This window comes from Schumannella soli, assembly GCF_006517435.1.
Lineage (GTDB): Bacteria > Actinomycetota > Actinomycetes > Actinomycetales > Microbacteriaceae > Schumannella > Schumannella soli.
Genome location: NZ_VHQG01000002.1, coordinates 218,007 through 231,056 on the forward strand (window position 1 = coordinate 218,007; position 13,050 = coordinate 231,056).

Annotated in this window: 13 protein-coding genes; 10 read left to right on the forward strand and 3 right to left on the reverse strand. The window is 69.6% G+C overall.

Annotated features, from left to right (window positions below):
* Positions 1-35 precede the first annotated feature (35 nt).
* From FJ657_RS06730 to FJ657_RS06745, 4 genes are all read left to right on the forward strand, one after another.
* Positions 36-707 (forward strand): VOC family protein, encoded by a 672-nt coding sequence (locus FJ657_RS06730; protein ID WP_141162937.1) that lies wholly within the window; start codon positions 36-38, stop codon positions 705-707.
* Between the two features lie 80 nt (positions 708-787).
* Positions 788-2,014, forward strand: a complete 1,227-nt coding sequence (locus tag FJ657_RS06735; RefSeq protein WP_141162938.1) for a CE1758 family FMN-dependent luciferase-like monooxygenase — start codon at positions 788-790, stop codon at positions 2,012-2,014.
* A gap of 171 nt (positions 2,015-2,185) precedes the next feature.
* Complete coding sequence (locus tag FJ657_RS06740; protein WP_141162939.1) at positions 2,186-3,235, forward strand: CPBP family intramembrane glutamic endopeptidase; 1,050 nt, start codon at positions 2,186-2,188, stop codon at positions 3,233-3,235.
* Positions 3,236-3,274: 39 nt separating this feature from the next.
* A complete protein-coding gene (locus FJ657_RS06745) occupies positions 3,275-3,730 on the forward strand; it encodes a VOC family protein (protein WP_141162940.1) in 456 nt (151 codons plus the stop codon).
* 92 nt (positions 3,731-3,822) lie between these two features.
* On the opposite strand, the gene FJ657_RS06750 is transcribed toward FJ657_RS06745, so the two are convergent.
* Positions 3,823-4,278, reverse strand: coding sequence for a winged helix-turn-helix transcriptional regulator (locus tag FJ657_RS06750; RefSeq protein WP_141162941.1), 456 nt, complete (start codon positions 4,276-4,278; stop codon positions 3,823-3,825).
* A 102-nt stretch (positions 4,279-4,380) separates the two neighbouring features.
* Between FJ657_RS06750 and FJ657_RS06755 the strand changes: the two genes are divergently transcribed.
* From FJ657_RS06755 to FJ657_RS06770, 4 genes are all read left to right on the forward strand, one after another.
* On the forward strand, positions 4,381-5,079 hold the full coding sequence (locus FJ657_RS06755) for an SDR family oxidoreductase (protein WP_141162942.1): 699 nt from the start codon (positions 4,381-4,383) through the stop codon (positions 5,077-5,079).
* Positions 5,080-5,119: 40 nt separating this feature from the next.
* Positions 5,120-6,763 carry a phytoene desaturase family protein gene (locus FJ657_RS06760; RefSeq protein ID WP_141162943.1) on the forward strand — a complete coding sequence of 548 codons (1,644 nt, stop codon included), beginning with the start codon at positions 5,120-5,122 and terminating at the stop codon, positions 6,761-6,763.
* Positions 6,760-7,656, forward strand: a complete 897-nt coding sequence (locus FJ657_RS06765) for a toll/interleukin-1 receptor domain-containing protein (protein WP_181408901.1) — start codon at positions 6,760-6,762, stop codon at positions 7,654-7,656. Before FJ657_RS06760 ends, FJ657_RS06765 begins: the two co-directional genes overlap by 4 nt.
* A 177-nt stretch (positions 7,657-7,833) precedes the next feature.
* Positions 7,834-8,643, forward strand: a complete 810-nt coding sequence (locus tag FJ657_RS06770) for a nuclease-related domain-containing protein (protein ID WP_219995880.1) — start codon at positions 7,834-7,836, stop codon at positions 8,641-8,643.
* A 125-nt stretch (positions 8,644-8,768) separates the two neighbouring features.
* On the opposite strand, the gene FJ657_RS06775 is transcribed toward FJ657_RS06770, so the two are convergent.
* Both FJ657_RS06775 and FJ657_RS06780 read right to left on the reverse strand, forming a co-directional pair.
* The gene (locus FJ657_RS06775) at positions 8,769-9,086 is read right to left on the reverse strand and encodes a hypothetical protein (RefSeq protein ID WP_141162945.1); all 318 of its coding nucleotides are present in this window, start codon (positions 9,084-9,086) and stop codon (positions 8,769-8,771) included.
* Positions 9,087-9,637: 551 nt separating this feature from the next.
* Positions 9,638-10,573 (reverse strand): SDR family oxidoreductase, encoded by a 936-nt coding sequence (locus FJ657_RS06780; protein WP_141162946.1) that lies wholly within the window; start codon positions 10,571-10,573, stop codon positions 9,638-9,640.
* Positions 10,574-10,731: 158 nt separating this feature from the next.
* Here FJ657_RS06780 and FJ657_RS06785 point away from each other — a divergent pair, with 158 nt between their 5' ends.
* Together FJ657_RS06785 and FJ657_RS06790 are read left to right on the forward strand one after the other, a co-directional pair.
* The gene (locus FJ657_RS06785; protein ID WP_141162947.1) at positions 10,732-11,571 is read left to right on the forward strand and encodes a helix-turn-helix transcriptional regulator; all 840 of its coding nucleotides are present in this window, start codon (positions 10,732-10,734) and stop codon (positions 11,569-11,571) included.
* 109 nt (positions 11,572-11,680) lie between these two features.
* Positions 11,681-12,982, forward strand: a complete 1,302-nt coding sequence (locus tag FJ657_RS06790) for an MFS transporter (RefSeq protein WP_141162948.1) — start codon at positions 11,681-11,683, stop codon at positions 12,980-12,982.
* Positions 12,983-13,050: the final 68 nt, after the last annotated feature.

The window sequence follows — 13,050 nt, forward strand, 5'->3', positions numbered from 1 at the left end:
TCGACAGCGAGCACGGCACCCGAAGGGAGCACCTCATGGTGGGATCAGAGAACGAGGCGAGGATCACCGCGGCCGAGTTCCGGGGTGGTGCGGGTACCGCCGCGTGGCGCGTGACAGCGACCGGGCCGCAGGCGGTCTTCCGGGCGGTGTCGCTCACGCAGGCCGCGTCGCTGGTCGGGCCGGCGGTCGAGGCGGCCGAGCGACTCGGCATCCTCGCTGACATCGACGTACGGCCCGAGGGCGTGATCGTGTGCGTGCCGGATCGCGACTTCGGCGGCATCTCGGCCGCCGCGATCGCGTTCTCGGCCTCGGTCTCGACCGCCGCCGCGAGCCTGGGGCTCGAGCCGGATCCGGCGCGCATCCAGTCGGTCGGCATCTACGTGGCGCAGCATTCGGCGACAGATGCGCGGCCCTTCTTCGCGGCCGCGCTCGGGTACGAGGACCTCGGCGACGGTGATGCGGTGGACCCGCTGCGGCGTGGGCCGCAGCTGGCGTTCAACCCGATCACCGGCGACGTGCCGCGCCGCGGCCGAACCCATTTCGACGTCTCGGTTCCCGCCGATCAAGCGGAGGCGCGCGTCGCCGCGGCGCTCGCGGCCGGCGGTCGTCTGGCCGACGACTCGCACGCGCCGGCGTGGTGGTCGCTCGCCTCGCCCGACAACCACGGCGTCGACATCGCGGCCTGGTCGGACGACGTCGGCGACTGATCCCGCGACGGATCCGATGCGGCGGGAATGTCCGCTAGCCTGAACAGGTTCATGCAAACGCATCGAATTTGGAGGACATCATGCAGTTCGGCATCTTCACCGTCAGCGACGTCACGACCGACCCCACGACGGGCCGCGCACCCGATGACACCGAGCGGGTCCGCTCGCTGCTGACCATCGCGCAGCACGCCGACGAGGCCGGACTCGACGTCTTCGCGACGGGGGAGCACCACAACCCGCCGTTCGTCGCATCCTCGCCCGTCGCCATCCTGAGCTACCTCGCCGGCGTGACGAAGAACATCACGCTGTCGACCTCGACGACGCTCATCACCACGAATGACCCGGTGCGCATCGCCGAGGAGTACGCGATGCTGCAGGTCATCAGCAACGGCCGTGCCGACCTGATGATGGGGCGCGGCAACACCGGCCCGGTGTACCCGTGGTTCGGGCAGGACATCCGCCAGGGCGTTCCGCTCGCGGTCGAGAACTACGCGCTCGTGCGCCAGCTGTGGGAGAACGAGGTCGTCGACTGGTCGGGCCAGTTCCGCACGCCGCTGCAGGGCTTCACCTCGACGCCGCGCCCGCTCGACGGGGTGCCGCCGTTCGTCTGGCACGGCTCGATCCGCACGCCCGAGATCGCCGAGCAGGCCGCCTATTACGGCGACGGCTTCTTCCACAACAACATCTTCTGGCCTATCCAGCACACCCAGCAGATGGTCGACCTCTACCGTCGCCGCTTCGAGCACTACGGCCACGGACGCGCCGATCAGGCGATCGTCGGCCTCGGCGGGCAGATGTTCGTGCGCAAGAACTCGCAGGACGCCTGGAACGAGTTCCGCCCCTACTTCGACAACGCCCCGGTCTACGGCCACGGCCCGTCGATGGAGGACTTCACTCAGCAGACCCCGCTCACGGTCGGCTCGCCGCAGCAGGTCATCGACCGCTACGGCGCGATGAAGGATGCGGTGGGCCACTACCAGCGTCAGCTGTTCCTCATCGACCACGCCGGCCTGCCGCTGAAGACGGTGCTCGAGCAGATCGACTTCCTCGCCGAGGACATCGTGCCCGAGCTGCGCAAGATCAACGAGGTCGGCCGACCTGCGGATGTGCCGAGCAACCCGCCGAGCCACGCCGAGCGCGTCGCCGCTGCGCGGGCCGCCGGAACCGCCGGTGCGGATCACGTCGAGGGCGAGGACGTGTGGACGGGTGCGTCGCCGTCGGACGACGGCGCTGCGCCCGCGACGGCGGCGACCGCGGCCGCGTCCGGTGCGGCGCCGGCGAAGCAGGGCGCCGCGTTCGGCCTCTGACCCCGACTCGCGCCTCGCCTCGCACGACGCGCGCCTCCTCCTCACCGGCGAGGCGCGCGTCATCCGTCGGGGCGTCCTCACACGGCGCGGGAGCCGCTCCGCCGTGCGGCGGAGTCGGGATTCCCTCACCCGGGGGAGTCGCCCGACGCGGTCGAGGAGTGGGATGAGGTCATGGCTGAGAACCCCCTCAAGTTGACCGCACCGGCCGATCCAGTCGAGAGGCAGCGCGCACGCAACGCCGCGCATCCCGAACGCGGTCCGCTCTTCCCCGCCACCGTTCCGTGGCGCGCGGTGCTCGTGTTCCTGCTGGTCGCGCTCGGCGGGGCGTGGCTCGTGATGCTGCCGGTCTGGCTGTCGGGCGACGGGCTGACGAGTCCGCTGTTCGGGGTGCTGACGAGCGCGATGATGTTCACGCCGACGCTCGCCGCGTTCGTGGTGGTGCTGTTCGTGCGGCGCCCGCCGAGCATCCCGCGCCTGCTCGGACTGGGGCCGCTGCGTCCGGTGAAGCGCACGCTCGGGATGGTGCTGCTCGCCTCGGTGCTGCTGAGCCTGCTACCGCTCGCGGCGCTCTTCCTGGGCAGCGCGATGGGGCTCGTGAAGCTCGACCTGGTGCACTTCAGCGCGCTCGAGGCGACTCTCGAGCTGGCCGGTCAGCCGCACTCGCCCGACGTCGTCTCGCGGGCCGTCGTGATGCAGCTCGCGCTCATCCCCGTGATCATCGTCATCAACGCCCTCGCGACCTTCGGCGAGGAACTCGGCTGGCGCGGCTGGCTGCTGCCGAACCTGCGTCCGCTCGGCACCCTCCCGGCGCTGGGGCTGAGCGGCGTCATCTGGGGCGTCTGGCACGCGCCGATCATCCTGCTCGGCTACAACTACCAGCGCACGGATGCGCTCGGCGTGCTGCTGATGACCGGATGGTGCGTGCTGCTCGGCGTCGTCGTCGGCTGGATGCGGCTGCGCTCGGCCTCGGTGTGGCCGGCCGTGTTCGCCCACGCGGCGCTCAACGCGACAACGAACATCTACATGATCTTCGTCGACCGCGACAGCGTCGCCACGAGCACGTGGGGTTCGATCCTCGGCTGGTCGGGCTGGATCGTGCTCGGGCTGACGATCGTGGTGCTGCTCGCGACGGGGCAGCTGCGCAAGCAGCCGCTGCCGGGGCTGACGCTGGCGGAGAGCCGGGCGGATGGGGCGGGTGTCAGGTCCGGATCTGCTGACTGACCGGTTGCCGGCCTGAGGTCGCGGGTGGACACTGTCCACATGACCTCCGTGACCCCCTTCATCTGGTTCGACGACGACGCCGAGCAGGCCATCCAGCTCTACACGAAGCTGTTCCCCGACGCGGCGGTGCTCGAGGAGAACCGCATGCCGGACGGCGCGCTCTTCTATGCGACGTTCCGCATCGCCGGGCAGACGGTGATGGCGCTCAACGGCGGGCCGCACTTCGTGAAGAACGAGTCGTTCTCCTTCTTCGTCTCGGTCGAGACGCAGGAGGAGGTCGACTTCTACTGGGATGCGCTCACCGCCGACGGCGGCGCCGAGTCGCAGTGCGGCTGGCTCAAGGACCGCTTCGGACTGTCGTGGCAGATCGTGCCCTCGGCGCTCATGCGCTACCAGGCCGACCCCGACCGCGCGCTCGCCGCACGGGTGAACGCGGCGATGATGCGCATGCAGAAGATCATCGTCGCCGACCTGGATGCGGCGGCCAATGGCTGACCAACTGCGGCGACCGCGGCGAGCTCATCGGATGGGGCCGCTCGACGAGGTCGCGCTGTGATCGGGCGGACGACGCGGCCGGATCGGGCCGGTCAGCCGACCGCGGCATCCTCGATCCGCGTCACGATGCGCTCGCTCGGGATGACGGCGCCGGCGGCGATCGCGACGGCCTGGGCGGTCGCGCCGGTCTCGCTGTCGAGGAAGCGCATCCGGGAGTTGCGGGGCGATGGCCGGTGCCGGTCCGCCCAGTTGCCGAGCGCCAGCAGGATGAGCGAGAGCTCGCGCCCGGCGGCGGTCAGCAGGTACTCCTCGCGGCGCCGCCCGCCCTCGGGCTTGTAGTCGCGGCGCTCGAGCACGCCGCCCTCGACGAGGGAGCCCAGACGCGCGGCGAGCACGTCGCGGGGGATGCCGAGCGAGCTCTGGAAGTCGCCGAAGCGCGTCACGCCGGCGAGGGCGTCCCGCACGATCATGATCGTCCACTTCTCGCCGAGCACGTCGAGCGAGCGGGCGATGGGGCAGCGGTCGTCGCCACCGAGGATGCCGAGCATGGATTCATCTTAGTTGAGTTTGAAAAGCAGATCCAGGTGTAGCGTGAGGGCTCGCGGACGACAGCCTGGTCGCGCCGCATCCTCGGATCGACAGGAGAGACCATGACCGACCTCAGCGGAGCCGTCGTGCTCGTCACCGGCGCCAACGGCGGACTCGGGGCGGAGTTCGTAACGCAGGCGCTCGACCGCGGCGCGAGCCGCGTGTACGCGACGGCGCGGCGTCCGCGCGACTGGGCCGACGAGCGGGTGATCCCGCTCGCGCTCGACGTGACAGACCAGGCGAGCGTGGATGCGGCCGTCGCCGCCGCATCCGACGTCACGATCGTGGTCAACAACGCCGGCGTCGGCGGGGCCGCGTCGCTGCTCGCGGCGTCGGTCGAGGAGGTCGAGGCGCTGTTCGCGACGAACGTCTTCGGCGCCCTTCGTGTGGCGAAGTCCTTCGCGCCGGTGCTCGGCGCGAACGGCGGCGGCGCTCTCGTCGACCTGCACTCGGTGCTCAGCTGGATCGCGCTCGCCGGTGGATACTCGGCGTCGAAGGCGGCGTTCTGGTCGATCACGAACTCGCTGCGCGTCGAGCTCGCGCCGCAGGGCACGCAGGTGCTCGGCGCGCACCTCGGCTATACCGACACCCCGATGATCGAGCACCTCGACACCGAGAAGAACGCGCCGTCCGATGTGGTCGCGGCGATCTGGGATGCGGTCGTCGCGGGGGAGCACGAGGTGCTCGTTGATCAGGTCAGCCGCGACGTGCGCGCGAAGCTGTCGGGGCCGGTGGAGGGGATGTACCCGCAGCTCGGGTGAGCCCTGGTCGTGGCGCCGAGCGGTGCGGCACGATGAGGTCATGAGCGAACCCGACGCCCCTGTCAGTGCCGACGTCGTCATCGTCGGCGGAGGGCACAACGGACTGACCGCCGCGGCCTACCTCGCCCGGGCCGGGCGCAGCGTCGTCGTGCTCGAGCGGCTCGGGCGCACCGGCGGCGCCGCCGTCAGCGAGCAGGCCTTCGCGGGAGTGGATGCGCGACTCTCGCGCTACTCGTATCTGGTGAGCCTCCTGCCGCGCACGATCATCGACGACCTGGGGCTCGACATCCGGCTGGCGCGGCGGAGATACTCGTCGTACACGCCGGTTCCAGGCGACGCCGAGGGGCTGGGCTTGCTCGTCGATCGGAACGACGCCGACGCGACTCGCGCATCCTTCGCCGACATCGGCGCCGCTGAGGATGCCGAGGCCTACGCAAAGCTCGGCGACGATCTCGGCGCGCTGGCCGAAGCACTCTGGCCGACCGTGACCGAGCCGCTGCGGCGCCGTTCGGCGGTGCGGACCGCACTCGCGCGTGACGACCTCTGGGACGAGGTGTTCGAGCGTCCGATCGGCGAGGCGATCGAGCGGCGCTTCGCGAGCGATCTGGTGCGTGGTGTCGTCGCGACCGATGCGCTCATCGGCACCTTCGCCGGCCTGCACGACGCGAGTCTCGACCAGAACCGCTGCCTGCTCTACCACGTGATCGGCGGCGGAACCGGCGACTGGGATGTGCCGATCGGCGGCATGGGCGCCGTGACCGACGAGCTCGCGCGGGTCGCGCGGGAGGCCGGGGCGCGGATCATCACGGGCGCCGAGGTGCTGTCGGTCACGCCCGACGGCGAGGTGCGGTACCGGGTGGGCGAGCACGGGGTCGAGCAGACGATCTCGGCCGAGAAGATCCTCAGCGGGGCCGCGCCTGAGGTGCTCGACCGCCTGCTCGCCGCCGGCGGCGCGACTCCGGCGACCGGCGCCGCGCATCCCGAGGGAGCGCAGGTGAAGGTGAATCTGCTGCTGAGCCGGCTTCCCCGACTGAAGGATGCGGCGGTCGCGCCCGAGGCGGCCTTCGGCGGCACCTTCCACATCAACGAGACCGCCACTCAGCTCGAGGCGGCGCGCGCGGCTGCGGCCGAGGGCCGCATCCCGAACCCGTTGCCGGCGGAGATCTACTGCCACACGCTCGCCGACCCGTCGATCCTGAGCCTCGAGCTCGCCGCGAGCGGGGCGTACACGCTGACCGTCTTCGGGCTGCACGTGCCCGACCGGCTGGCGAGCGCGGCGGCCGGTGGAAGCGAAGCGGCACACGACGAGCTGCGCGACGCGCTGCAGGCGGCGGTACTCGCATCCTTGAACTCGGTGCTCGCCGAGCCGATCGAGCCGCTGCTGCTGACGGATGCGGACGGACGCCCCTGCGTCGAGACGAAGACGACGCGCGACATCGAGCGCGCGCTCGCGATGCCCGGAGGCAACATCTTCCACGGACCGCTGTCGTGGCCCTTCGCGTCCGACGACGAGCCGCTCGACACCCCGGCTCAGCGCTGGGGCGTCGCGACGGCCCACGAGCGGATCCTGCTGTGCGGGTCGGGTGCGCGGCGCGGGGGAGCGGTCAGCGGCCTCGGCGGCCACAACGCGGCGATGGCGGTGCTGGAGGAGTTGACCATTGCTCGCGCTACTCTTTCGTCGTGAAGGTCTTCATCAGCTGGTCCGGAGCCACGAGTCGAGCGGTCGCAGAAGCGCTCGCCGAATGGTTGCCTAAAGTCGTGCAAAGCATCGACCCGTTCGTATCTGCTAAAGACATCGATAAGGGTGCTAACTGGACCGTTGAATTGGCGCGTGAACTCGAGGACGCGGAATTCGGCGTGATCTGTCTGGCTCCCGACAACCTGTCTTCCCCGTGGCTTAATTACGAGGCCGGAGCGATTACGAAATCGGTACATTCACGAGTTTGTCCAGTGCTTTTTGGGGTCGAGAAGTCCGACGTCAAGGCTCCGATCGCGCAGCTTCAAATGACTGCGATCGAGCCTGAAGATTTCAAGCTCTTGCTCGCATCTATGAATAAGGTCGCAGGCGACGCTGTTCCATCGGCGGCGCTAGATGAAGCGATCGAAGTTTGGTGGCCGAAGCTTCAGCAGCGGCTCGAGTTGATCAAACTCCCTGGCAAGCCAACTCGTGGAGCTGTGGAGAGTCCAGAGCCCGTGAAACCAGAAATCGACATCTCGGAGATGATCGAGGAGTTGCTCCATCGAGTCAGAGACGTTGATACCCGTGTCGCCCGAATGGAGAAGCGAACCGCGGCTCCGCGTACGGTGAGCCCGTCGCGGCGCGACAGGCTTGAGCCGGCAGCTAGTTTCTTGAAGAAGGAGCTAGAGGCCGAGGGAATAGCTGTCTTCCAATGCGAAGCGACGCCACAAGGAATCGATGCATTGCTCGGATCCGACTTGCCCTCGCCCCTCCCGACTCGTGTTTTCGATGCAGCCTTCGAAGTCGCGCAGCACGAGAAGGTTCGCGTGCGGTTGTTGGCTTCTAACCGGACTGCCAGTTTTGCCCGCGATGGATCAACCGACGAAGCTCCCTTCTGACCTCTGGAGAAGTAGATGGGTCGCGATGGTGCGGATTGGTGCCGCCTCGGGCGGTCGCAACAGTGATAGTTCTGCCTTATCCAGGTCCGGTACTTAGCTGACAACTGCACCTCGCTCCTCGGCTGTAGGCGACCTTAAACACTCATCCAATATGAGCAGGGATCAGGAGGGGGACGCGTGCCGATCGACCTTGCCAGCAGGATGCCCGCGCAGGCGCTCATGGAGAAGCTGCATGCCCTCGAGCAGGACGGCGCCGTGCGCTGGCTGCCGTTCGGCATCGCGTATCCGTCGCGCGACTGGCTGTCGTGGTTCAAGGGCGCGCGCGGCGAGATCGAGGTCGCGCGGCGTCTGGCGAAGCTCGGCGATGGGTGGACGGTGCTGCACTCGGTGCCGGTCGGCTCGAACGACAGCGACATCGATCATGTCGCCGTCGGACCCGGCGGCCTGTTCACGATCAACACCAAGCGCAGCCCGGATGCGCGGGTCTGGGTCGGCGGCGGCACCTTCCTGATCAACGGCAGCAAGAAGCCCTACCTGCGCAACTCGACCCACGAGGCGCGTCGACTGGAGAAGCTGCTCGCCGCCGTCGGCGTCACGGCCACCGCCACACCGGTGATCGCGGTGTCGGGCGTGAAGTCGCTGACCGTCAAGTCCCCTCCGCGCTGGAACGGCGAGCCCGTGGAGGTCGTCGAGACGCCGGCGATCGCTCGACGTCTGCGCCGCCGTGCCCGGCTGGATGCCGACCAGGTCGGGCGCATCGCGGCGGCGCTCGCACGGCCCGACACCTGGGCCGCAAGCGAGCGGGTGTCGATCGACCTCGCGGCCCTGCGTGACGTCTACGACCGGCTGGACCGCGGTCTTGATCGCTGGAATCTGCTGGTGCTGCTCGTCGGCATCCTCGTCGCAGGTGGGATCGCGGCGCTCGCCCTCTCGATGGCGGGCGGATACCCGCAGTTCATCGCCGGGGTCGTGTCGAAGCTGTTCTGACTCGCCGGTGTGCAGCGCGGCTCAGCAGTGCCGGCAGCGCCGACACCCCAGCACCACCCGCGCCACGAGGTGCTTGCGGGATCGACGTCATCGCGGATCGCGCGTTCGGCGCCGAGATCGCCGTCTCACCACCCCGTCGCGACGAGGATGATCGTCCAGACGATGCCGAGGGCGAAGGACAAGGTCGCGCCGAACAGGCCGAGCCAGAAGCCCCAGTAGCCGAGCCTCGTGCCCGAGCGGCGCGGACCGGACAGCACACCCAGCACGATCGCCGCGATCCCGAGCACCAAGGTGAAGTAGTCGACGATCGGCACCCAGCAGAGCACGAGCGACACGATGCCGAAGGTCAGCGCCAGCGCGCCCATGACGGGGCTGCGGCGAGGGGGCGCGACCGGCGCCGTGCCGGTGTGCTGGTCGGGCGGCGGGTAGGGCAGGGAGCTCATTGTCTGATCCTGGGTCGTCGTCGGCGGTCGACGCTCGCCGGGCCTGCAGGCGAGCCGTTCTCATCGATGACGTTAGCGCGCGCGTCCGTCGAACGGATGCTGTGCACTGCCTCGAGAGTGCCGCCTAGACGAGATCGCCGCGGGCCGCGCGGTCGTGGTCGTCCGGGTCGAAGAAGATCTCCGCCTGCGCCGCGCGGTTCAGCAGGGCGGTGCAGTCCGAGCTGCTCATCCGATTGACCACGTCGCGCAGGCTGTGCTGCGCGCCGTCGACCTCGTACGACCAGACGGCTCGGTACCGGCCGCCGAAGGAGCGGCGACCCGACGACGGGGTCCCGCACCACCACCCGAAACCGCCGAATCCCCGAACGAAGCCGGCGCCGCGACCGCGAACGCGGGCACCACACGCACCCACGGTGTCGCGACGGCGCACGCGCATCCTGCTCTGCGACGCGGCGCGCAGCGCGGGGAGCGGTCAGCGGACTCGGCGACCACGACGCGGCGATGGCGGTGCTGGAGGAGCTGGACATCTGAGAGCCGGCGCTCTTGGGGCCTCAGTCGAACGCGACCCCCGTGAGGCGCGCTGAGAGCTCCCACATCCGGTTCGCATCAGCGTTCCGCCGAAGAGGCGGGAACAGCTCCACGGAGGCCGCCGCCCCGCTGAGCTGGCCCGCTCCGACCGGCGCGTACATGGTCCCCTCGTCGAGGGTCGGTGTGGTGGCGGCCATCAACGCCGGCTCCGCCGCGCTCTCCGGGGTGCCGACCAGAACGCCTCGGGCCGAGAGGAAGCGGATGATCCGCACGCCCGCAGTGTCGCCGGCGCGCCCGATCTCCGGGCGTGCGGCCAGAAGGCTGGTCGGCGCGACGCCGGGGTGGGAAACCGCGCTTGTGATGCCCCACCCGGCCTCCGCACTGCGCCGCCCCAGCTCCACCCCGAGCAGACCGATCGCGAGCTTGGACTGTGCATACGCCCGAGCGACATCGTAAGAGCGCTCCCAGTTCGGATCGTCCCAGTCGATGACGGCACGGCGCGCCGCGACCGACGTCTGCGACACCACGCGGGCCCTCCCCTCCTGCAAGAGCGGCATGAGTTGCGCAGTGAGGGCGAAATGCGCCAGATGGTTCACGCCCAGCTGCAGCTCGAAACCATCGGATGTCACCCGGCGGTGCGGGGGTTGCATGACGCCCGCGTTGTTGATGAGCAGATGGATCGGCGTGGCGCGGTCGAGCAACCCGGTGGCGAGGGCCGCGACCGAGTCGAGTGAGGACAGATCGAGCTCGGGAAGATCGATCCGCGCGTGCGGCGACGTGGCGCGGATCGTCTCCGCCGCAGCAGTGCCTTTGACGGGATTACGAACAGGAAGTATGAGGTCGGCTCCCGCGCCGGCAAGTCTCGATGCGATCCGAAGTCCTATCCCGTCGCTGGCTCCTGTGATCAGCGCGACCGCGCCGCGAAGATCGGGGAGGTCGATTTCTTGATGGTGGCGCATGGAGTTCTCCGCTCGAGTCGAATCGTGTGAAGCCACCATCGCGCCGGAGCTCGCAGCTCAGCCAGGACTCGGCGATCCGAGGTTGGAACCAGGGATCGCCGGGGCGTGGCTCTGGGAGACGCCGACCGGCACGATGGATGCCGAACGAAGGAGCAGGGATGCAATTGGATCGAGCAGCGCTCGCGGCGTTCCTCCGGAGCAGGCGGTCAGCCCTGCAACCCGAGGACGTCGGGCTTCCCCATGGTCGACGGCGGCGCACGAGCGGGCTGCGGCGGGAGGAAGTGGCGGCGCTCTGCAATATGTCCGTCGACTACTACGCCCGCCTCGAACGCGAGCGCGGGCCGCAGCCTTCGGATCAGATGCTGGCGTCGATCGCTCTCGGTCTGCACCTGGAACCGGCGGAGCGTGACCACCTCTTCCGACTCGGCGGCCACCATCCGCCGACACGTGACGCGACGGACGAGCACATCTCTCCGGGCATGCTGCGCATCCTCGATCGCCTGGAGGATACGCCCGCCGAGATCGTCACCGAGTTGGGCGAGACCCTGCGGCAGACCCGACTCGGGCTCGCACTCACGGGCGACACAGCCAGTCTGCGCGGCCCGGCGAGAAGCCTCGGTTATCGATGGTTTGCCGATCCGGGCTCACGACGCCTCTATGCCGCAGAGGATCACGAGTTCCTCTCCCGGTTGTTCGCATCGGGACTACGCGAGCTGACCGCTCGGCGCGGACCCGCTTCCCGAGCAGCACGTCTCGCCGAAGCGCTGCGGGCTGGCAATGACGAGTTCCGTTCGCTCTGGGAACGACACGAAGTGGGGCTGCAGCCGCGCGAGACGAAGCGATTCGTGCACCCCGAGGTGGGCGGACTCGAACTCGCTTGCCAGACCCTGGCAGATCCGGTGCAGGGGCACCTCCTGCTCGTCTACACAGCGGCATCGGGCAGCGACAGCGCCGACAAGCTGAGGCTGCTCGAGGTCGTCGGAAGTCAACGAATCTGAGAAGCGGACGAAGGCAGCCCTCCGCCTCGACGTGACAGGTTGGACGCGCGGTCACCTGGCCTGGACGCGCGGTCACCTCCGCGTCGCCGATCACCGCCAGGATCGAAGCATGTCAACCGACCTCTCTCCCGCCACCCGGCCGCACGACCTGACGCGCGCCGAGCCGACGACGGGACCCCGCACCACCCCCGAAGCCGCCGCATCCCCGAACGAAGCGGGCGCCGCGAACGCCGGCGCCACCCGCACCCACACCGCCTGGGCGAGCGTGCTCGTCATGATGGCGACGAGCTTCACGCTCGTCGTCGCCGAGTTCCTGCCGCCGAGCCTGCTGCCGCAGATGGCGGCGTCGCTGAATGTCAGCGAGGGTCAGGCCGGGCAGGCGGTCACGATGACCGCGCTCGCCGGATTCCTCGCCGGGCCCGGCATGGGCATCCTCTTCCCGCGCCTCGACCGCCGCACCCTGCTCGCCGGCCTCGCGCTCGCCGCGACCGTGTCGAACATCGTCGTCGCGATCTCGGGCAATCTGGTGCTGCTGCTCATCGCGCGTCTGCTGCTCGGCGCCGCGCTCGGCGGCTTCTGGGCCATGTCGCTCGCGGTCGCCGCGAAGCTCAGCGCGCCCCGGCACATGGGCCGCGCGGTCATGCTCATCAACACCGGCACGACCATGGCGACGGTTGCAGGCGTGCCGCTCGGCCTCTTCCTCGGAACCCTGACGAACTGGCGCGTCGTCTTCGTCGTGATCGCCGCGATCAGCATCGTCGTCGCGGCCGCGCTGCGCTTCGTGCTCCCGTCGGTCGCTCCGGCGGCGGGCGTCGGCATCCGCATGCTGGGCCAGACCCTCGCGACCCCCGGCATCGCCTTGGCGCTCGTCGGCCACGTGCTCGTCGTGATGGGCCACTTCGCCGCCTTCACCTACGTGCGCGGCGCTTTCGCCCGCACCCCCGAGCTGGATGCGGGCGGCGTCGCCACCCTGCTCGCGCTGTTCGGCGTCGGCGGTCTCGTCGGCAACATCGTGATCGGCCTGATCATCGACAAGCACCTGCGCCTGATGCGCTTCCTGGTGCCGGCGCTGACGGTGATCGGCGTCGCCGCGATCGCGCTGTTCCCGAACCAGCTGCCCGTGATCGGCGTCGCGGTCGTCGTCTGGGGCTTCGGCTTCGGAGCCTGGCTGACGGTGATTACGACCTGGCTCGGCCGCGTCGTGCCCGAGCGCATGGAGGCCGGCGGCGGTCTGCTGGTCGCCGGATTCCAGCTGGCGATCACCCTCGGCGCGGGCATCGGCGGCATCCTCGTCGACAGCGTCGGCGTGACGGCGGCGTTCCTGCTCGGAGCGGCAGCCGGTCTCGTCGGACTCGTGCTCTTCGGCACAGCCCGCACGAAGATCCACGCGCCGGTGAGCGAGCGCAGCTGAGGTCAGCCCGCTGCGCGGCGGGCGCGAGCTCGAATGGATGCGGTGCCCGGCCGGGAGGTCGGGCGCCG